Below are 20,432 nucleotides of genomic sequence, written 5' to 3' on the forward strand. Positions count from 1 at the left end.
CGCGCACAATGAATCACCGCTCCGGTTTTATCCCGCGTCAGCGCCAGCAAGGCAATTTCCTGATCGGCTTTATCAGCGGCCTGGTGGTCGGCCTGGCGATCGCCGTGGTGGTCGCCCTGATGATCACCAAGGGCGCCACGCCGTTCACCGACAAGGGCAAGACCGGCAAGGCGGCCGAACCGACGGCCGGCCAGGTGGCTGACCCGAACAAGCCGATGTACGGCAACAAGGACGCGGCCCGCGAGGCGGCCAAGGATTTCGCGCGCGAGCCTAAACCGCCGGCCGCCGATCCGCTGCAGCAGGCCGTCGACAAGATCCAGGCCGATAGCAATGCCGCGCCCGCGCCCAAGGCGCCTGCACCGGCGCCGGCCGCACCTGCCGTAGCCGACAAGAGCAAACCCGCCCTGCCCGCCGCGGCAACCGCGCCAGCCGCCGCTGCGGCACCCGCTGCTGCCGCCACCGGCGAGGACAAGTACATCTACTATCTGCAGGCGGGCGCCTTCCGCGAACTGGCCGACGCCGAAAGCGCGCGCGCCAAGCTGGCCCTGCTGGGCTTCGAGGCCAACGTGTCCGACCGCAGCACGGACACGGGTGTGCTGCACCGCGTGCGCCTGGGCCCCTACACCCAGGTCGAGGCGATGAACCGGGTACGCAGCAAATTGTCCGAAAACGGCGTCGACGTGGCCGTCGTACGCAATCAAAAATAAACCACAGGAGTAGCAATGCGATTTCTGAAGCTGATTCTGGGCGCGCTGACTTTGAGCGCCATCGCCGTCACCGCCGCCGCCTCGCCCGCCGATCCCAAGGCGGGCGTGGAATACCAGGTGCTGTCCACGCCGCAGCCGACGGACACGGGCAAGAAAGTGGAAGTGCTGGAGTTCTTCGCCTACTACTGCCCCCATTGCTACGCCTTCGAACCTTCGCTCGAGGCGTGGATCAAGAAGCAGGGCGACAACATCGTCTTCAAGCGCGTGCACGTGTCGGGCGGCGACAGCGTGTCGCCCCAGCAGAAGCTGTACCTGACGCTGGACGCGATGGGCCTGATGAACGACCAGATCCACAACAAGATCTTCAACGAGATGCACGTGGCGCACAACCGCTTGAACCGCGACGACCTGGTATTCGACTTCGTGGCCAAGCAAGGCATCGACCGCCAGAAGTTCACCGACACCTATCGTTCGTTCGGCATCGGCGGCCGCATCCGCCATGTCAATGCGCTGATGGAAGCCTACCATGTGGACTCGTGGCCGATGGTGGCCATCGACGGCCGCTTCGTCACTTCCCCGTCGCTGGCCGACGCGGGCAGCAAGTCCGCCAATTCGGAAGCCCAGCTGCACGCCGAAGCGCTGCAGGTGATGGACGCGCTGGTGGCCAAGGCCAAGGCGGAAAAGAAATAACGATGGCGGCGACCGGCGCGAACGCGCTCACTTGCTCAGCATGACGCCGCAGCGCGTCTTCATCACCGGCGCCTCGAGCGGCATCGGCGCGGCACTGGCCGCGCGCTACGCCGCCGACGGCGCCACCCTTGGCCTGCTGGCGCGCCGCAAGGATGCACTGGACCAGCTGATCGCCACCTTGCCCCATCCCGAACGCCACCGCGCCTACGCGGCCGACGTGCGCGACCACGCGGCCATCGGCGCCGCCGCGCAAGCGTTCATCGCGCACGCGGGCGGTTGCGACGTGGTGATCGCCAACGCCGGCATCTCGGCCGGCACGCTGACGGAACACGCGGAAGACCTGGCCGCCTTCGAGGCCATCATCGCCACCAACGTGGTGGCCACGGCCGCCACCTTCGCCCCCTTCATCGCCACCATGCGCGCGCAATCCACGCCCACCCGGCTGGTGGGGATAGGCAGCGTGGCCGGCATCCGCGGCCTGCCGGGCGCGGAAGCGTACAGTGCCTCGAAAGCGGCCGTGATCAGCTATTGCGAATCGCTGCGGCTGGAACTGAAACCGTACGGCATCCGGGTGGTGACCATCTGCCCCGGCTACATCGATACGCCGATGACGCGCCACAATCCCTACCCGATGCCGTTCCTGATGCCGGTGGAACGCTTCGCGGCCGCCGCCGTGCGCACCATCGCGGCCGGCAATAGCTACGCCGTGATCCCATGGCAGATGGGCATCGTCGCCAAACTCCTGCGCCTGCTGCCGAATGCGCTGTACGATCTGGCCTTCGGCAACGCGCCGCACAAGCCACGCCGACCGGCCAACATCCTGTAACGCCATGAACAACACCGCATCGTCCCTGCTATCGGCCAGCGCCATCACGCAGCGCTGCGCGTCCAGCGCCAGCCATGTCGCCATCGAAGTGGTGGCCGAAACGGGCTCCACCAACGCTGACCTGATGGCGCGCCTGGGCCAGTTGCGCGGCCCCGTGCTGCGCATCGCCGAGCGCCAGACGGCGGGACGGGGCCGGGCCGGCCGCCCGTGGCTGTCCGCGCCCGGCGCCACGCTGACGTTCTCGCTGGCCTGGCACTTCAAGGGCGGCCTGCACACGATGGCGGGCCTGCCGCTGGCCGTGGGCGTGGCGCTGGCTGAAACGTTGGGTTCACTGGGCGTGCCAGTGCGCCTCAAGTGGCCCAACGACGTGCTGCGTGACGGGAAAAAACTGGCCGGCATCCTGGTCGAAGCCCAACAAGATACCAGCGGCGGCTACTGGGCCGTGATCGGCGTGGGCCTGAACCTGATCATGCCGGACGAACTGGAAGCGCAGATCGGTCGCGACGTGGCTGGCGCCCCGTGGCTGGCCCAGATGGAGCGCAACGAACTGATGGCCACCCTGCTCAGCCGCCTGGCCGCCGTGCTGGCCGAGTTCGACGACACCGGCTTCGCTCCGTTCTGCGAACGCTGGAACACACTGCACGCATGGCAGGGCCAGGACGTGACCATCGTCGATGGCGGCCAGGTGCTGCAACAGGGCCGCGCGGCCGGCGTGGACCACAGCGGCCGGCTGCTGCTCGACACGGCCCTGGGCCGGACCGACGTGCTGTCGGGCGACGTGTCGCTGCGGCTGGTGCAGCCATGATCCTGCTGATCGACGCCGGCAATACCCGCGTCAAATGGGCGCTGGTGGCGGCCGACGCGCCGCTGGGCGCGTGGCTGGCCACGGGCGCCGTGGCGCACGCGGAACTGGAACAACTGCCGGCCGCCTGGCAGCGGGCGCTGGCCAACCGCACCGTCAGCCGCGCGCTGCTGGCCAACGTGGCCGGCGCCGCGCTGCGCGAACGGCTGGAGCGTCTCCTGCCGGCCGGGCTGGCCGACGTGGCGTGGTTCGCGTCACTGCCGGAACTGGCCGGCGTACGCAACGGCTACCGCAATCCGGCCCAACTGGGCTGCGACCGCTTCGCCGCCGCCATCGGCGCGCACGCGCTGGCGCCGGGCCGTGACGTGATCGTGGCCACCTGCGGCACGGCCACCACCATCGACGCCGTCACGGCCGACGGCGCCTTCCTGGGCGGGATGATCCTGCCCGGCCTGGGCCTGATGGCCAGCGCGCTGGCGCGCAACACGGCGCAGTTGCCGCAGATCGCGCAAGACGGTAAGCTGCCCGCTGGATTTGCCGACAACACGGACGACGCCATCCTCAGCGGCTGCCTGGCGGCCCAGAGCGGCGCCATCGAACACGCCTGCACGCTGCATGGCGCCAGCCTGTGCCTGATCTCGGGCGGCGCCGCGCCGTTCGTGGCGCCCACGCTGAAAGTGCCGTACCGCGTGGTCGACAACATCGTGCTGACCGGCCTGCACGCGGCGTGCGGCGCCGAACCCGTAACCACCCTGGATAGCCCGTGCTGAAATTTATCTTCTGGTCCCTGTTGGCAGTCAATGGCGCGCTGTTCGCGTATGGGCAGGGCTACCTGGGCCACTTCAGCGGCAATGAGCGCGAACCGGCACGGCTCAAGAACCAGCTCAACGCCGACAAGTTGACCGTCATCCCGGCCGGGAAAGCGACGGCCGCCGCATCGGCCGCCGCCAGCGCGGCCGCATCGGCGGCAGCGTCCACCCAGGCCGGGCCACAAGCGGTGGCCTGCGTCGAGGTGGGCAATTTCGTGCTCGCCGAAGCGCGCCGCTTCGAAAAACTGCTGGAACCGCTGGACCTGGGCGACCGCCAGTCGCGCCACAACCTGCCCGGCACGGAAGCGTCGAGCTACATCGTGTTCATTCCGCCCCAGGGCAGCAAGGAAGGCGCCAACAAGAAAGCGGCCGAACTGCGCGCGCTGGGCGTGACCAATTACTTCGTGATGGCCGATTCGCAGACCATGCGCTGGGCCATTTCCCTGGGCGTGTTCAAGACGGAAGGGGCGGCCCAGAACCAGCTGGCGGCGCTGGTCAAGCAGGGCGTGCACAGCGCCCGCATCGAACCGCGCATGAGCGGCGGCAAACTGCTGGCCTTCCAGTTCCGCGACATCGACACCGACATCAAGGCCCGCCTGGACCAACTGCGGGACGGCTTCCCGAACACGGAAACGCGCGCCTGCAAATAAGAAAAATCGGGGACGGACTCCGGTTTTCCCGTGCGGGAAAACCGGAGTCCGTCCCCGATTTTTCAGCGCTGAATGACGATGGGCTTCAGGGCCAGCGCCACCGGCAGGGCTTGCGCCGCCTGCAACGCCGCCTGGCGGGTGGCGAACGGGCCGCTGAACAGGCGGTGTACGGTGCCGCCCTGCACCACTTCCAGCGAGCCCAGGTTGCCGATCAGGCGCGCCAGCCGGGTGCGCACGGCTTCCGCATTCTCGGCTCGGGCGAAGGCGCCCAGTTGCAGATAGAAGCCGCCTTTGTCGGTGCCGTTCGCGCTAGCGGACGAGGAACCGCCCTGCCCCGCGCCCTGCACCAGTGCTGCAAATTCCGGCGATCCGGCCGCCGCCGACGCGCCCGTGCTCGCCGTCGTCACGGGCTTGGGCGCCAGCACCAGCGGCGTGCTGGCCGGCTGCCCGGCCGCGCGCGCGGCCAGCATGCGGTCGATCTCGGCCGGCAGGATGCGTTCGATCTGCAGTTCATGGCTGCCCTTGCCCAGCAGGCCCAGTTTCAGCGCGGCCGTGTATGACACATCGATCGCCCGGTTCGAATGGAACGGTCCCCGGTCGTTGATGCGCACGATCACCTGCGTGCCCGTGGCCAGGTTGGTCAGCCGCGCATAGGACGGAATTGGCAGCGTGGGATGGGCGGCCGTCATCTTGTACATGTCATACAGCTCGCCCGACGAGGTGCGCTGGCCGTGGAACTTCTTGCCGTACCAGCTGCCGATGCCGCGCTGGACGTAGGGCTGGTCGTCCGTGAGCGGCGTGTAGGTCTTGCCGAAGACGACGTAGGGCCGGTTCGCGCGCGGCAGCAGCGGATCGTTGCGCACTTCCGCATCCGGCACCTCGGCCAGGTTGGGCGGCGGGTTGTCGCCCGGTCCATCGTCCTGGTAATAGCCGCCACGGCCGGAACCGGCTGCCGGCAGCACCGGCACGCCCGGTTCGGCGCGGGCGGGCGCCTTGGCCACACCACCCGGCTTGGGCACGGTGGCGGACGGCGCGCCTTGCTGCGGCACCGTGCCGCAGGCAGCCAGCGCCAGCATCGCCGCCAGGCCCGCCGCTTTCAAGTAACCGTTTTTGTACATAACCATCTTGCCATCCTTGTTATTTTTACCCGGGCAGCATGACGCCGCCGGCCGGCGGCGCATGCGCCGCCAACCGTGCATTATCGCTCAAACGGCCGGAAGGCCGCGCCACACTGGTTTTAGCGGCGCAGTCGAAGCTGCGCCGCGAAGGAAGGAATCAGGTCTGCACCAGCTTGCGGTGGCGCTGGATGCTCATCAGGATGCCGCCGCCCAGGCCCAGCGTGAGCAGCGCCGTGCCGCCGTAGCTCATGAACGGCAAGGGCACACCCACCACCGGCAGGATGCCGCTCACCATGCCCATGTTGACGAAGGCGTAGGTGAAGTAAATCATGGTGATGGCGCCAGCCAGCAGGCGGGTGAAGAAGTTGGGTGCGTTGGCCGCGATCATCAGGCCGCGCCCGATCAAGAGCAGGTACAGCACCATCAGGATCAGGTTACCCGTCAGGCCAAACTCCTCCGAGAACACGGCGAAGATGAAGTCCGTGGTGCGCTCCGGGATGAATTCCAGGTGGGCCTGGGTGCCATGGGTCCAGCCCTTGCCCGTCAGGCCGCCGGAGCCAACCGCGATGGTGGACTGGATGATGTGGAAGCCCTTGCCCAGCGGGTCGGAGGTGGGGTCGATCAGCGTCATCACGCGCTCGCGCTGGTAGTCGTGCATCACGGACCAGATCACGGGCAGGCTGGCCGCGCCCATCACGAACAGCGCCACCAGGGCCTTCCACGACAGGCCGGCCAGGAAGATCACGCAGAAGCCGGCCGCCACCACCAAGAGCGCCGTGCCCAGGTCGGGCTGCTTGGCGATCAGGCCCACGGGAATGGCCAGCAAAATCGCCGCGATCAGATAGGAATGCCAGCGCAGCTGGCCGGCGCGTTGCTGGAAGAACCAGGCCAGCATCAGCGGCATGGCGATCTTCATGAATTCGGACGGCTGGATATCGACGCCCACGTGCAGCCAGCGCCGCGCGCCGAGCTTGACGGTGCCGAACAGCGCCACCGCCAGCAGCAGCGCCACCGCCACCACGTAGGCGGGAACGGCGATGCGCATCATCATCTGCGGCGTGATATTGGCCACCATCCACATCACGAGGAAGGCCATGAAGATGTTGCGCAGCTGGTCCTCCACCTTGCCGGGGATACCGATGCTGGCCGAGTACAGCGTCACCAGGCCAGTACACAGCAGCATCAGGATGATGATGGCCAGCGGGCCGTCGAACACGGTGAAATAGGGACGCATGCGGCGCCACAGCGAGCGCCTTTCGTTGATCGGCATGATGGCTTCCTTACTCGGTATTGCCGGGCGTTTCGGCGCCGGGCTTGGGTTCGCCGCTCACGCCCTGCTCGGCCTTGATGTCTTCCACGGAACGCAGCTCGGCGTCCTCTTTCGGCACCTTGGTGGTCTCCTTCTCCTGCGGGCGCTTGCCCAGCAGGTAGAAGTCGAGCGCCTTGCGCACGATGGGCGCGGCCACGCCGGCGCCAAAGCCGCCGTTCTCCACCACCACGGCGATGGCGATGCGCGGCTTGTCGGCCGGGGCGAAGGCCGTGTACAGCGCGTTGTCGCGCAGGCGTTCGGCGATCAGGTTGGCGTTGTACTTCTCGTTCTTCTTGATGGCGATCAGCTGCGCCGTGCCGGTCTTGCCGCCCGACGTGTAGCCGGCGCCGGCGAAGGCCTTGGCCGCCGTGCCGCCCAGCGTCACGCCCACCATGGCGTTCTTGATGATGTCGATGTTCTCCTGCTTGAGCGGGATGCGGTAGCTTTCCTTGGGCACGGTCAGCTTGCGCGCGCGCGTGACGCCATCCTCGATGATCTTGACCAGGTGCGGCTTCATCACCACGCCGTTGTTGGCCAGGTTGGCGATCGCGTGGGCCATCTGCAGCGGCGTGTAGCTGTTAAAGCCGTTGCCGATGGAGACCGAGATGGTGTCGCCGCCCACCCACTTCTGCGCGGCCGGGTTCTTCTTGAAGCGGGCCCGTTTCCATTCCTTCGATGGCAGGATGCCGGCCTTCTCGTGTTCCAGGTCGATGCCGGTCAGCTCGCCGAAGCCGAACGGCTTCATGAAGTCGTGGATGGCGTCGATGCCCATGTCGTTGCCGAGCATGTAGTAGTAGGTGTCGCACGATTCGACGATGGACTTGTACATGTCCACCGTGCCATGGCCGCCCGGTTTATCGTCGCGGAACTTGTGGCCGCCCAGCGTGAATGAACCGGGATCGAAGATGGTCTGCCCCGGCGTGCGCTTGCCCAGCTCCAGCGCCGCCAGCGCCATGAAAGGCTTGAAGGTGGAACCGGGCGGATAGGTGCCCGACAGCGGGCGGTTCACCATCGGCTTGTCGAGCGAGGTGTTGAGGTCGGACCAGCTTTGCGAATCGATGCCGTCCACGAACAGGTTGGGGTCGTAGCCGGGGCGCGACACATAGGCCAGGATGTCGCCCGTGGCCGGCTCGATCGCCACCAGCGCGCCGCGCCATTCGCCAAACGCTTCCTCGATCACCTTCTGCAGTTCGATATCGATCGACAGGATCAGGTTGTTGCCGGGCGCGGCCGGGGTACGCGACAAGGTGCGGATGGCGCGCCCGCCGGCCGACACTTCCACTTCCTCGTAGCCGGTGGTGCCGTGCAGCTGGCGCTCGTAGCTTTTTTCCAGCCCTTCCTTGCCGATATGGTCGGTGCCGTTGTAGTTGGCCGCGTCGTCCGTGTCCTCGATGGCCTTGGCCTCGGCCTGGTTGATGCGGCCGATGTAGCCGATCACGTGCGAGGCCAGCTCGCCGAGCGGATACTGGCGGAACAAACGGGCCTGGATCTCCACGCCGGGGAAGCGGAAGCGCTGCGCCGAAAAGCGCGCCACTTCCTCGTCCGTCAGGCGCGAGCGCAGCGGCACGCTCTCGAAGTTCTTCGACTCCTCCAGCAGCTTCTTGAAGCGCTTGCGGTCCTTGGCTTCGATCTGCACCAGCTTGGCCAGTTCGTCGATGGTTTCATCGAGCGTCATGCGCAGCTTGGACGGCGTCACCTCCAGCGTGTAGGCCGAGTAGTTGCGGGCCAGGACCACGCCGTTGCGGTCCAGGATCAGGCCCCGGTTCGGCTCGATCGGCACCACGGCGATGCGGTTCTCCTCGGCCTGGGCCGCGTAGTCGCTGTGCTTGACCACCTGCAGCCAGATGAAGCGCGCCAGCAGCAGGCCAAAGCAGACGAACACCATCAAGCCCAGCGCCGTCAGGCGCAGGCGGAACAGGTGTAGTTCGCGTTCCGTGTTCTTCAGTTCAGTCATGCGGGTAAATCAGGTGCGTCAAATGGGGATCAGATCGGCCGCGTGTGATCGCGGTCGACGGCGCGCCGCTGGGGCGCCAGCAGCAGCCAGGTGGCCAGCGGCCACAAGGCCACGGCCACGGCGCTTTCCAGGAAATAGAACCAGCCGGGGAATTTACCCGACACCATGAAGCGTATGCCCAGCTGCACCGACTGCGCCATCAGCAGCAGCGGGAACACGTGCATGGCCTGCGTCATCAGCGGGAACCACAGCACGCGCCGGTGCAGCATGATGGCGAAATAGGACAGCAGCGTGTAGGCCAGCGCGTTCTCGCCCAGCAGCGTGGAATCATGCACGTCCATCAGCAGGCCGAGGAAGAAGGCCGTGCCGATGCCCACCTTGCGCGGCTGGTGCACGCCCCAGAACACCAGCACCAGCGCCACGAAGTCGGGCGTGCCGATGAAATTCCCCCATGGCAGGAGGTTGAGCAGGAAGGCGCAGAACAGGCTGAACGCGATGAACAGCGGGCTGACGGGCAGCAGGATGTAGTGGGGACGGTTCACTGCGCGGCTTCCTTCGGTTTGGACTGGACCGGGGCCGGCGTGGCGGCCTTGGGCGCGGCCGGCGAGGCGCCGGGCGCGACTGCCGGCCCTGCCTTCGTCGGCGCGGGTACGGCGGCACCAGGGATGGCGGCGGTGGCGCCCGCGGTGGCACCCGGCGTGGCCCCCACGATCGCGCCTGTCTCCTTGACGGGGCCCATCTTGCCCACGTGCTTTTTCGGCGGATGCACTTCCTCTTCCGGTGGCCGGGGCGGCATGTCCGGTGGCGTCATCAGGATCAGCAACTGGGTATGGTTGGCAATGCCGGCCAGCGGCTGGCATACGACGCCGCCGAACGAGCCGCCGGCGCTGTTTTCCACCTGGGTCACGCGGGCCACGGCCAGGCCGGCCGGGTACACGCCATCGAGGCCGGAGGTGACCACCACGTCGTTGACCTGGATGTCGGCGTTGGGCGCCGTGAAGCGCAGCTCCAGCATGCCGGACTTGCCGCGTCCATAGGCCACGCTGCGCAAGCCGGTGCGCAGCAGTTCGACGGGAATGGCTTGTTCCTTATCGGTCAGCAGCGTGACCTCCGAGGTGAACGGGAACACGCGCGTGACCTGGCCCACCACTCCCAGGTTGTCGATCACGGGCAGGCCGAGCGACACGCCCTGCTGGGTGCCCCGGTCCAGCACGATCTTGCGGCTGTTGGGGTCGCGCGCGTCGTACAGCACTTCGGCCAGCATGGACTTGACGGGCAGGCGCTGGCGCGCGTCCATCAGCTTGCGCAACTGGCTGTTTTCGGCCGCCTGGAGCTGGGCTTGCTGCAAGGCCTGGGCGCTGGCGATCTGCTGGCGTTTGAGCTCGCGCACCTGTTTTTCCAGCGACGACAAGGTGGAGAAATAATCACCGACGCCGTAGATGGCGTCGCGCGGCAGCAAGGCCGCCATTTGCAGCGGATACAGCACGGTACCGGCCACCTGGCGCACCATGGCCAGGGTATGCATGCGCGCATCGACCAGCAACAGCGCGATCGAAATGCACGCGAACACCGTCATCTTGACGCGGGCCGGGGCGCCTTGTTTGAATAGTGGCGGAGGACTGTATTCCATGACTTCCAATTATCCGGCGCTCGCGCGCCAACCAACTAACGGCCTATGCTCTTTCATTGGCCCGGCGCCACCGGCGGCGCCGGGCCTGGACATCATTCGTAGGAGAAGATCGAGCCCAGTTGGTCCATCCGCTCGAGCGCCATGCCCGAGCCGCGCACCACGCAGGTGAGCGGGTCTTCGGCCACCAGCACGGGCAGGCCCGTCTCTTCCATCAGCAGGCGGTCCAGGTCGCGCAGCAGTGCGCCGCCGCCGGTCAGCATCATGCCTTTTTCGGCGATGTCGGCGCCCAGTTCCGGCGGCGTCTGTTCCAGCGCGTTCTTGACGGCCGAGACGATGTTGTTGAGCGGGTCCGTCAGCGCTTCCAGGATCTCGTTGGACGAGATGGTGAACGAGCGTGGGATGCCTTCGGACAGGTTGCGGCCCTTGACTTCCATCTCCTTCACTTCCGAACCGGGGAAGGCCGAACCGATGGCCTTCTTGATCGCTTCGGCCGTCTGTTCGCCGATCAGCATGCCGTAGTTGCGGCGGATGTAGTTGACGATGGCTTCATCGAACTTGTCGCCGCCCACGCGCACGGAACCCTTGTACACCATGCCGCCCAGCGAAATGATGCCCACTTCCGTGGTGCCGCCGCCGATGTCGACCACCATCGAGCCGGTGGCGTCGGATACGGGCAGGCCGGCGCCGATGGCGGCTGCCATCGGTTCCTCGATCAGGTACACCTGCGAAGCGCCGGCGCCCAGCGCCGATTCGCGGATCGCGCGGCGTTCCACCTGGGTCGAACCGCACGGCACGCAGATGATGATGCGCGGCGAGGGGCGGAAGAACTTGGAGTCGTGCACCATGCGGATGAACTGCTTGAGCATCTGCTCGGTGACGGTGAAGTCGGCGATCACGCCATCCTTCATCGGGCGGATCGCCTCGATGTTGCCCGGTACCTTGCCCAGCATCTGCTTGGCTTCCTTACCGACGGCCTGGATGGTTTTCTTGCCGTTCGGGCCACCTTCCTGGCGGATCGCGACGACGGATGGCTCGTCCAGGACGATGCCCTGGCCGCGTACATAAATCAGGGTGTTGGCCGTGCCCAAGTCAATGGCCAGATCGGTGGAAATATACCTGCGTAAAAAACCAAACATGAGTATCCTGTGGCGCCTCTAAAGTGCGCGTAAGCCGTTATTAGGGAGTGTCCGCGCGCCCGTCCTCGGGGCGCCGCGCTATCTATTCCGACGCGGCGGCAGCTTCATTCGGCGCCGGCAACGCATCAACCCGCCATTCTACCTTATAATTTGAATGCGATTTGCCGAATATCCAGTCAAAAGTGTATCCCTTCAGGCCACGAATTAAGCGGCTTTCATGAACTTTTGGCGGCTGATTGCCGTACATTCCAGAATTTTATTAATATTACAATTAAACTGCGCGGCCCGGCCGCGCCACTCGCCATGTCCCTGACCCTATCCGACGTAAAACGCATCGCCCACCTGGCCCAGCTCGAGATGAGCGAACAGCAGTCCGCCACGGCGCTGGGCCAATTGAACGGCATCTTCGCGCTGGCCGAACAGATGCAGGCGGTCGACACCGACGGCGTCGCCCCGCTCAGCCATCCGCTGGCGGCCCACATGAACAATATCGCGCTGCGCCTGCGTGAAGACGTGGCCACCGAACCGAATCGCCGCGACGCCTACCAGGCCGTCGCGCCCAAGACCGAGGACGGCCTGTATCTGGTGCCGAAAGTGATCGAATAAAAGAGCGCCGCCGCGCTTGTTTTGCCGCGCCCCCTTGCCGCGCCTTGCCGCGCCTTTGCCAGGGCCACGCGGCAGCCGTCCGCCGAACCGCCCCCATTTGAAACGCCATGCACACCAAAACCATTAAAGAGCTGTCCGCCCTGCTGCAAAGCAAAGCGATTTCCGCCACTGACCTGGCCAAGCACTTCCTCGACCGCATCGAAGCGAGCGACCTGAACGCCTTCCTGCACGTGGACCGCGCGCTGACGCTGGCGCAAGCGGCCGAAGCGGACGCCCGCCTCGCCGCCGGCACGGCCACGCCGCTGACGGGCGTGCCCATCGCCCACAAGGATATCTTCGTCACCCAGGGCTGGCGCTCGACGGCCGGCTCGAAAATGCTGGCCAACTACGTCAGCCCGTTCAACGCCACCGTGGTGGAAAAACTCAACGCGGCCGGCATGGTCACGCTGGGCAAGCTCAATTGCGACGAATTCGCCATGGGCTCGGCCAACGAAAACTCGGCCTTCGGCGCCGTCAAGAACCCGTGGGACAAGACGGCCGTGCCGGGCGGCTCCTCGGGCGGTTCGGCCGCCGCCGTGGCCGCGCGCCTGGCGCCGGGCGTGACGGGCACCGACACGGGCGGTTCGATCCGCCAGCCGGCCTCGTTCTGCGGCATCACCGGCATCAAGCCCACCTACGGCCGCGTGTCGCGCTTTGGCATGATCGCGTTCGCCTCCTCGCTCGACCAGGGCGGCCCGATGGCCCAGACGGCCGAAGACTGCGCCCTGCTGCTGTCGGCCATGGCCGGCTTCGACGAGCGCGACTCGACCAGCCTGACGCCGGAACAGGGCGGCGTGGCGGAAGACTTCACGCGCGCGCTGAACCAGCCGCTGACGGGTCTGCGCATCGGCGTGCCCAAGGAATACTTCGGTGCAGGCCTGGCGGCCGACGTCGAGCAGGCCGTGCGCGCCGCGCTGGAACAGTTCGTGAAGCTGGGCGCCACGCTGGTCGACATCTCGCTGCCCAACACGGCCCTGTCGATTCCGGCCTACTACATGATCGCGCCGGCCGAAGCATCGTCCAACCTGTCGCGCTTTGACGGTGTGCGCTACGGCCACCGCGCGGCCGAGTACAAGGACCTGCAGGACATGTACAAGAAAACCCGCGCCGAAGGCTTTGGCGCGGAAGTGAAGCGCCGCATCATGGTCGGCACCTACGTGCTGTGCCACGGCTACTACGACGCCTACTACCTGAAGGCGCAAAAGATCCGCCGCCTGATCGCGCAGGATTTCGAAGCCGTACTCAATGGCCCCAACGCCGTGTGCGACGTGATCATGGGCCCGGTGGCCCCCACCGTGGCCTGGGACCTGGGCGACAAATCGGACGATCCGGTGGCCGCCTACCTGGCCGACATCTACACCCTGTCGACCAGCCTGGCCGGCCTGCCCGGCATGTCCATCCCCTGCGGTTTCGGCCAGGGCGAAAAGAACGGCAAGCGCCCCGTGGGCCTGCAGATCATCGGCAATTACTTTGGCGAAGCCAGGCTGCTGAACGTGGCGCACCAGTTCCAGCAAGCCACCGACTGGCACCTGCGCGCGCCGGCCGGCATCTAAGCTCCCAACAACGAATACATCAGCGAGAACACCAATATGGAATGGGAAGTCGTCATCGGTCTTGAGAACCACGTGCAGCTCACGACCGAATCTAAAATTTTCAGCGGTTCGCCGATCAAGTTCGGCGCCGAGCCGAACACCCAGGCCAGCGCCGTCGACCTGGCGCTGCCGGGCGTGCTGCCGGTGATGAACAAGCAGGCCGTGGACCGCGCGATCCGCTTCGGCCTGGCCGTGGGTGCCAAGGTGGCGCCGCAGTCCGTGTTCGCCCGCAAGAACTACTTCTACCCCGACCTGCCCAAGGGCTACCAGATCAGCCAGTTCGAAGACCCCGTGGTGCAAGGCGGCTCGCTCACCTTCGGCTACGAGAAGGACGGCGAATTCGTCACCAAGACGGTGAACCTGACGCGCGCCCACCTGGAGGAGGACGCCGGCAAGTCGCTGCACGAGGACTACCACGGCATGAGCGGCATCGACCTGAACCGCGCCGGCACGCCGCTGCTGGAGATCGTCTCCGAGCCGGAAATCCGCAGCGCCGCCGAAGCCGTGGCCTACGCCAAGGCCCTGCACTCGCTGGTGATGTGGCTGGGCGTATGCGACGGCAACATGCAGGAAGGCTCGTTCCGCTGCGACGTGAACGTGTCCGTGCGCCCCAAGGGCCAGAAGGAATTCGGCACCCGCTGCGAGATCAAGAACCTGAACTCGTTCCGCTTCATCGAGGAAGCCGTGCACGTGGAAGTACGCCGCCAGATCGAGCTGATCGAAGACGGCGGCAAGGTGGTGCAAGCCACCCGCCTGTACGACCCGGACCGCAAGGAAACGCGCGAAATGCGCAGCAAGGAAGACGCGCAGGATTACCGCTACTTCCCCGACCCCGACCTGCCGCCGCTGATGATTTCGCAGCAGTGGATCGACGAAGTGAAGGCCACCATGCCCGAACTGCCGGGCGCCATGCGCGCGCGCTTCGTGAGCGAGTACGCGCTGCCGGAATACGACGCGCTGGTGCTGACCCAGTCGAAAGCCATGGCCACCTACTTCGTGGCCGTGGTGGACAAGGCCGGCAAGGAGAACGCCAAGGCGGCCGCCAACTGGCTGATGGGCGACGTGTCGTCCACGCTGAACCGCGAGAACGTGGACATCGCCGACGCGCCCGTCACGCCGGCGCAGCTGGCCGGTATGCTCAAGCGCATCGCTGACGGCACCATCTCCAACAAGATCGCCAAGGAAGTGTTCGCTGCCATGTGGGAAGCCAAGTCGGCCGACGAGAACCTGGTGGACACCATCATCGAAGCCAAGGGCCTGAAGCAGATTTCCGACACGGGCGCGCTGGAAGCGATCGTCAACGACGTGATCGCGGCGAACGCCAAGTCGGTCGAGCAGTACCGCGCCGGCAAGGAAGCGGCCATCAACGCGCTGATCGGCCAGGCCATGAAGGCCTCGCGCGGCAAGGCCAACCCGGCCCAGCTGACCGAGCTGCTCAAGGCCAAGCTGGCAGGCTAAACCCACAAGGCGTCACGACATGGCCGGGGAGCGATCCCCGGCCATTTTTTTCGTCTCGCGTTGCAGGAATAAGCAATGCCATGGAGCGGCGGGCTCCGTGTGGATTTCGTTCTATTTCCGGGCCTGGATTCTTCGGCATTCTTCTATTTTCTTCGGCAAACGGGGAACAGGCCTACATCGAAGAAAGCAGAAGAAAAGAGAAGCGGAAATAGAACCTTATCCACATGGGTCCTGAACGCGGCGCAGGATCCGCCTAAGCAAACGAGAAATGGATAAAATAGTCAAATAGAAAATATTAATATTTGAGTATGCAAGTATCCGTTCGATCAGCCGCGCTTGTTGTGCTGATTACAGGAGTACACATTGGCGCGCTGTGGGAGCTGGGCCGGTTCGCCCCCACAACCGGCCACGCGCCGACCAGCCAAACGATGTCGCTCATTTTCTTGCGCACCCCAAGCACACTGATCCCGCGAAGTGCACCAGCGCCACAGCCAGCGCAACGCTCGCGCATCCACGAAGCGTCGCGCATCGGGACAACAACGGCCGTACCACCGCAGGAACTGCTTACGAATTTCCAAAGAGGGCGACCAGCTTCAATGCCCCATTCCGAAGTTGAGACTGTACTGGAACCGGCCCAGCTCCGGGACAGCGTCCCCGGCCTGCGCGATCGTGTGTTGTCGCAAGCACGCGAGATCGCCCACGAGATGGAGCCGCGCGCCCAAGTCATGCCCGCCCTCTCGCGTCAGGACCGGCTGGCGCAGGGCATCGCCGCCGCCTACAAGCCACGTACCACCACTTTCGAGGAATTGCGGGCAGCCGACGGCAGTCCCATCACAAAAGTCAGCGGACCGGCGGGCAGCTATTGCATCACGCGCGACGCGAGCTTGGGCAGTGGGCGCGACACGATACGCGACGGCGTGCGCGACAAGGTCGTGCATTGTCCCCATTGAGAAGACAAAAACAAAGGAAAGTTACGCCGCCGGCTTTTGCGCCAGCACGGCCAGCGCCTGTTCGGACCATTCGATCCAGAAGGTTTCCATCTTGATGCCGGCGATCAGCACGAGATGCTGCAATTGCTGTTCGCGGGTCTGGCCATTGGGAGGAAAGTCGCGCGCCTCGATCTGCCGGTACAGCGCCAGCTGCTGGCGGTGCATGTCCAGCCGGCGGGCGATGTCCTGATCCAGCCCGGTGGGGCCGATCACGGCTTCCGCGCGCAGGCGCAGCATCAGTTCATTGCGCATCGGCTTGGGGTCCTGGCTTTCGGCCGTCCAGCGCCGCAGTTCCTCGCGCCCGGACGGCAGCACGCGATACGCGCGCTTGCGCCCCCGCCCCGATTCCGGCTCCAGCGATTCCACCCAGCCGGCCTGCTCCAGGCGCCCCAGTTCACGGTAGATCTGCTGGTGCGTGGCGTGCCAGAAAAAACCGATGGATTTGTCGAAACGGCGCGCCAATTCCACGCCGGAGCAGGGACGCTCCAGCAAGGCCGTGAGCAAGGCATGGGGTAAGGACATGGTGTACGCAGGCGTGGCCCGATGTGGCAAAGGCGGCATTATCCCATGCCGCCCTCACCGTTGCAGCGAACCTAACCTTTGAACGCCGGAATCAGGTGGCCGATACGCTTGCCCATCTCCGCGCCCAAGGCTTGCAGGCCGCTCAACGGACGCACCATCACCTCGAATTCGACGATCTTGCCGTCCTCGTCGAAACGGATGAAATCGGCGCCCTTGAGCTGCTTGTCGCCTACGCGCGCACTGAACTCCAGCACCACGCTCAAGCCGTCGCCGGTGGCGAACTGGCGGTGGTAGACAAAGTCCTCGAACACATTGATCACCGTGCCCAGCACCAGCACCACGGCCTGCGCCGACTGGTAGGGTGTGAACGCCAGCGGCGAGCGGAACACGGCGTCCGGGTGGACGATGGACGGCAGCGCCGCCAGGTCGCGCCGGCGCAACATGTCGTGCCAGCTGGCCAGCGACGCGGCCACGGAAGGAAGCAAGGATGCGGGTTGCTCTGTCATGCCGTTCTCCACCAGTTCAGGGTTGGGCCGCTTGGCCAGGGTTAGATTGTCGCTGCCAGGCGCACGCCTTGGTCGATGGCGCGCTTGGCATCCAGTTCCGCCGCCACGTCCGCGCCGCCGATCAGGTGGGCGGCGCAGCCGGCCGCCTGCAGTTCGTCGTACAGTTCGCGCAGCGGGTTCTGGCCGGCGCACAGGATCACGTTATCGACCGGCAGCACCTGGTCTTCGCCATCGACCGTCACGTGCAGGCCGTCGTCATCGATCTTGCGGTAGCTGACGCCGGAGGCCATGGCCACGCGGCGCGCCTTCAAACCGGTGCGGTGGATCCAGCCCGTGGTCTTGCCCAGATTGGCGCCCACCTTGCTCTCCTTGCGCTGCAACAGGTAGACGCGGCGCGGCGACGCCTCCACTTCGGCCGCGCGCAGGCCGCCGGCCTCGCGGTAGGCCGTGTCGATGCCCCACTCGGCGTAGAACTTCTCCGGATGCAGGGTGGCGCTTTCGCCGCTGTGGGTCAGGAACTCGGCCACGTCGAAGCCGATGCCGCCGGCGCCGATGATGGCCACCGACTTGCCCACCGGCTTACGTTCACGCAGCACGTCCAGGTAGCCCATCACCTTGGGATGGTGCACGCCTTCGATGTCCGGCAGGCGCGGCGTGACGCCGGTGGCCACCACGATCTCGTCGTAGCCGCCCTCTTTGAGTTGCTGCGCCGTGGCGCGCGTGTTCAGCCTGACCTGCACGCCGCGCAGTTCGATCTGCTTGCCGAAGTAGCGCAGCATCTCGTGGAACTCCTCCTTGCCCGGCACCTGCTTGGCCACGTTCAGCTGGCCGCCGATCTCGCCAGCCGCTTCGTACAGTTCCACCGCGTGGCCACGTTCGGCGGCCGCCACGGCGAAGCTCAGGCCGGCGGGACCGGCGCCCACCACGGCCACGCGCTTGCGCTTGGCCAGCGGCGCGAATACCAGTTCCGTCTCGTGGCAGGCGCGCGGGTTGACCAGGCAGGACGTGATCTTGCCGCTGAAGGTGTGGTCCAGGCAGGCCTGGTTGCAGCCGATGCAGGTGTTGATCTCGTCGGCGCGGCCCTGCTCGGCCTTGACGACGAATTCCGGATCGGCCAGCAGCGGGCGGGCCATCGACACCATGTCGCTGTAGCCGTCGGCCAGCACCTGCTCGGCCACTTCCGGCGTGTTGATGCGGTTGGTGGCGATCAGCGGCACCTTCACGTGGCCGCGCAACTGCTTGGTGACCCAGGCGAAGGCCGCGCGCGGCACCTTGGTGGCGATGGTGGGAATGCGCGCCTCGTGCCAGCCGATGCCGGTGTTGATGATGGTGGCGCCGGCCGCTTCCACGGCCTTGGCCAACGCAATCACTTCGTCCAGCGTGGAGCCGTCTTCCACCAGGTCCAGCATCGACAGGCGGTAGATGATGATGAAATTGGGGCCCACTTTTTCGCGCGTGCGGCGCACGATCTCGACCGGGAAGCGCATGCGCTTCTCGTAGCTGCCGCCCCACTCGTCGTCGCGCATATTGGTGCGGGCGGCGACGAATTCGTTGATCAGGTAACCTTCCGAGCCCATGATCTCGACGCCGTCGTAGCCGGCCGACTGGGCCAGGCCGGCGCAGCGCACGAAGTCGGCGATGGTCTGCTCCACTTCCTCGCTGGTCAGCTCGTGCGGTTCGAAGGCGTTGATCGGCGCCTGCAGCGCGCTGGGCGCCACCAGGCCGGGCTGGTAGGAGTAACGGCCGAAGTGCAGGATCTGCATGGCGATCTTGCCGCCGGCCGCGTGCACGGCCGTGGTGACCTGGCGGTGGTGTTCAGCGTCCGCTTCCGTGGTCATCATGGAGCCGCCGCGCACGGGGCGGCCCGCTTCGTTGGGCGAGATGCCGCCCGTGACCATCAGGCCCACGCCGCCGCGCGCGCGTTCGGCGTAGAACGCGGCCATGCGGGCGAAACCGTTGGGCGCTTCTTCCAGGCCCACGTGCATGGAGCCCATCAGCACGCGGTTGCGCAGCGTGGTGAAGCCCAGGTCCAGTGGGGTCAACAGGTGTGGGTAGGCGGTCATGCGGGTCTCCGTTTATGCAATCAGTTGCACGATTGTAGGGCCGTTTATTTATTTGCGCAACCAGTTGCACAAATGGTTGCATGAATCCTCTAAACACGCACCGACCAGCCCCGCGCGGCTGGTCGGGCAGCCGCCGGTCAGGCCGGCAAGCCGTGCGCGCCCATCCAGCGCAGGATGGCGGCGAAGATCTGCTCGCGGTTGAGTTCGTTGAAGTTCTCGTGGTAGTTCTCCGGATAGCGGTGCAGTTCCACCAGTTCCGGCTTGATCGAGCGCAGCATGGCTTCGCCCGCGTCGGCGTCGGCCAGCCGGTCGTCGCCGGCGATGGCGGCGAACAGCGGGTAGCGCCAGGACGGCATGTGCGCGGCCAGGCCCGCCTGCGCCTGGTTCAGCGCATGGCCGAAGCGCACCGTCACTTCCGTCGCGCGCACGTGGTCGCGCTCGTCGGCGTGGTGGCGGGCCGTGATGGTGGCGTCGTGGGTCAGCACGTCGGTCAGCGAGTCGAGCGGCACCTTCATGCGCGGCAGCAGCGCGGCCAGTACGCCCGACAGCGCCAGCAGCACGGGCGCCACCTTGATGGCGTTGACGTAGTACGGCGAGGACAGGATGAAGCCTTTCACCGCCGGGTCGGCCGGAATCCGGTGCAGCGCCAGGTGGGTGGCGATCAGGCCGCCCATCGAGTGGCCCATGATGAAGATGGGCAGGCCCGGATACTGTTGCTTGACCCAGGCCAGCAGCAGTTCGCTCTCATCGAGGAAGACGTGGAAGCCGGGAATGTCGACCCGGCGCGCCATCTCGTGGCCCACCATGTCGTAGCTGACGGTGGCGATGCCGTGGGCGCGGAAGTACAGGGCCGGGGTCACATAATCGCCCGCATGGGCCATGCCGCCGTGCAGCGCCATGATGACGGCACGCGGCGCGGCCGGTTCCCAGATGTGGATCTGGCGCTCAGTCTGGCCGCCAACTGGCAGGCGGGCCAGTCTGTCTTCGGAAAATCGCATTACTACACTCCAGTTATGCTTTTGGCAA

General features: G+C 66.1%; 20 protein-coding genes. 10 read left to right on the plus strand and 10 right to left on the minus strand.

Features of this window, described 5'->3' with window-relative positions; translation table 11 throughout:
* The first annotated feature begins 8 nt into the window (after positions 1-8).
* From H3H36_RS10530 to H3H36_RS10555, 6 genes are read left to right on the plus strand one after another with little or no spacing between them, the layout of a single operon-like run.
* Positions 9-707: an SPOR domain-containing protein gene (locus H3H36_RS10530; protein WP_182217112.1), complete on the plus strand. Its 699-nt coding sequence runs from the start codon at positions 9-11 to the stop codon at positions 705-707.
* Between the two features lie 15 nt (positions 708-722).
* The gene (locus H3H36_RS10535; protein WP_182217115.1) at positions 723-1,397 is read left to right on the plus strand and encodes a thiol:disulfide interchange protein DsbA/DsbL; all 675 of its coding nucleotides are present in this window, start codon (positions 723-725) and stop codon (positions 1,395-1,397) included.
* A gap of 40 nt (positions 1,398-1,437) precedes the next feature.
* Entirely contained in the window at positions 1,438-2,223 is a 786-nt protein-coding gene (locus H3H36_RS10540; protein WP_182217226.1) for an SDR family oxidoreductase, read from the plus strand.
* 4 nt (positions 2,224-2,227) lie between these two features.
* A complete protein-coding gene (locus H3H36_RS10545; protein ID WP_182217118.1) occupies positions 2,228-3,028 on the plus strand; it encodes a biotin--[acetyl-CoA-carboxylase] ligase in 801 nt (266 codons plus the stop codon).
* Positions 3,025-3,795 carry a type III pantothenate kinase gene (locus tag H3H36_RS10550; protein ID WP_182217121.1) on the plus strand — a complete coding sequence of 257 codons (771 nt, stop codon included), beginning with the start codon at positions 3,025-3,027 and terminating at the stop codon, positions 3,793-3,795. The genes H3H36_RS10545 and H3H36_RS10550 overlap by 4 nt, the downstream gene beginning before the upstream one ends.
* The gene (locus H3H36_RS10555; protein ID WP_182217123.1) at positions 3,789-4,484 is read left to right on the plus strand and encodes an SPOR domain-containing protein; all 696 of its coding nucleotides are present in this window, start codon (positions 3,789-3,791) and stop codon (positions 4,482-4,484) included. Before H3H36_RS10550 ends, H3H36_RS10555 begins: the two co-directional genes overlap by 7 nt.
* A 62-nt stretch (positions 4,485-4,546) precedes the next feature.
* Here H3H36_RS10555 and H3H36_RS10560 read toward each other — a convergent pair whose 3' ends face one another.
* The 6 genes from H3H36_RS10560 to H3H36_RS10585 form a co-directional block, all read right to left on the minus strand.
* Positions 4,547-5,608, minus strand: a complete 1,062-nt coding sequence (locus H3H36_RS10560) for a septal ring lytic transglycosylase RlpA family protein (protein ID WP_229219849.1) — start codon at positions 5,606-5,608, stop codon at positions 4,547-4,549.
* A gap of 151 nt (positions 5,609-5,759) precedes the next feature.
* Positions 5,760-6,872, minus strand: a complete 1,113-nt coding sequence (gene rodA, locus H3H36_RS10565) for a rod shape-determining protein RodA (protein WP_182160353.1) — start codon at positions 6,870-6,872, stop codon at positions 5,760-5,762.
* A 10-nt stretch (positions 6,873-6,882) separates the two neighbouring features.
* Entirely contained in the window at positions 6,883-8,865 is a 1,983-nt protein-coding gene (gene mrdA, locus H3H36_RS10570) for a penicillin-binding protein 2 (protein ID WP_182217125.1), read from the minus strand.
* Positions 8,866-8,894: 29 nt separating this feature from the next.
* Positions 8,895-9,407 (minus strand): rod shape-determining protein MreD, encoded by a 513-nt coding sequence (gene mreD, locus H3H36_RS10575; protein ID WP_182154413.1) that lies wholly within the window; start codon positions 9,405-9,407, stop codon positions 8,895-8,897.
* On the minus strand, positions 9,404-10,495 hold the full coding sequence (gene mreC, locus H3H36_RS10580) for a rod shape-determining protein MreC (RefSeq protein WP_182217128.1): 1,092 nt from the start codon (positions 10,493-10,495) through the stop codon (positions 9,404-9,406). Before mreC ends, mreD begins: the two co-directional genes overlap by 4 nt.
* 92 nt (positions 10,496-10,587) lie before the next feature.
* Complete coding sequence (locus tag H3H36_RS10585; protein WP_008445008.1) at positions 10,588-11,631, minus strand: rod shape-determining protein; 1,044 nt, start codon at positions 11,629-11,631, stop codon at positions 10,588-10,590.
* 303 nt (positions 11,632-11,934) lie between these two features.
* On the opposite strand from H3H36_RS10585, the gene gatC reads away from it, so the two are divergent.
* From gatC to H3H36_RS10605, 4 genes are all read left to right on the plus strand, one after another.
* Positions 11,935-12,237, plus strand: coding sequence for an Asp-tRNA(Asn)/Glu-tRNA(Gln) amidotransferase subunit GatC (gatC, locus tag H3H36_RS10590; RefSeq protein WP_182217130.1), 303 nt, complete (start codon positions 11,935-11,937; stop codon positions 12,235-12,237).
* A gap of 107 nt (positions 12,238-12,344) precedes the next feature.
* Positions 12,345-13,829 (plus strand): Asp-tRNA(Asn)/Glu-tRNA(Gln) amidotransferase subunit GatA, encoded by a 1,485-nt coding sequence (gene gatA, locus H3H36_RS10595; RefSeq protein ID WP_182217133.1) that lies wholly within the window; start codon positions 12,345-12,347, stop codon positions 13,827-13,829.
* Positions 13,830-13,847: 18 nt separating this feature from the next.
* Complete coding sequence (gene gatB, locus H3H36_RS10600; protein WP_311196622.1) at positions 13,848-15,326, plus strand: Asp-tRNA(Asn)/Glu-tRNA(Gln) amidotransferase subunit GatB; 1,479 nt, start codon at positions 13,848-13,850, stop codon at positions 15,324-15,326.
* Positions 15,327-15,922: 596 nt separating this feature from the next.
* Positions 15,923-16,276, plus strand: coding sequence for a hypothetical protein (locus tag H3H36_RS10605; RefSeq protein WP_182217139.1), 354 nt, complete (start codon positions 15,923-15,925; stop codon positions 16,274-16,276).
* A 21-nt stretch (positions 16,277-16,297) separates the two neighbouring features.
* Here the strand turns inward: H3H36_RS10605 and H3H36_RS10610 are convergent, their stop codons facing one another.
* From H3H36_RS10610 to H3H36_RS10625, 4 genes are all read right to left on the minus strand, one after another.
* Complete coding sequence (locus tag H3H36_RS10610) at positions 16,298-16,837, minus strand: PadR family transcriptional regulator (RefSeq protein ID WP_182217141.1); 540 nt, start codon at positions 16,835-16,837, stop codon at positions 16,298-16,300.
* Positions 16,838-16,908: 71 nt separating this feature from the next.
* The gene (locus tag H3H36_RS10615) at positions 16,909-17,343 is read right to left on the minus strand and encodes a nuclear transport factor 2 family protein (protein ID WP_182217144.1); all 435 of its coding nucleotides are present in this window, start codon (positions 17,341-17,343) and stop codon (positions 16,909-16,911) included.
* A 41-nt stretch (positions 17,344-17,384) separates the two neighbouring features.
* On the minus strand, positions 17,385-19,406 hold the full coding sequence (locus H3H36_RS10620) for an NADPH-dependent 2,4-dienoyl-CoA reductase (RefSeq protein WP_182217146.1): 2,022 nt from the start codon (positions 19,404-19,406) through the stop codon (positions 17,385-17,387).
* A gap of 137 nt (positions 19,407-19,543) precedes the next feature.
* Positions 19,544-20,404 carry an alpha/beta fold hydrolase gene (locus H3H36_RS10625; RefSeq protein WP_182217148.1) on the minus strand — a complete coding sequence of 287 codons (861 nt, stop codon included), beginning with the start codon at positions 20,402-20,404 and terminating at the stop codon, positions 19,544-19,546.
* Positions 20,405-20,432 lie beyond the last annotated feature (28 nt).

Origin of the sequence: Rugamonas fusca (assembly GCF_014042365.1) — a bacterium.
GTDB lineage: Bacteria > Pseudomonadota > Gammaproteobacteria > Burkholderiales > Burkholderiaceae_D > Rugamonas > Rugamonas fusca.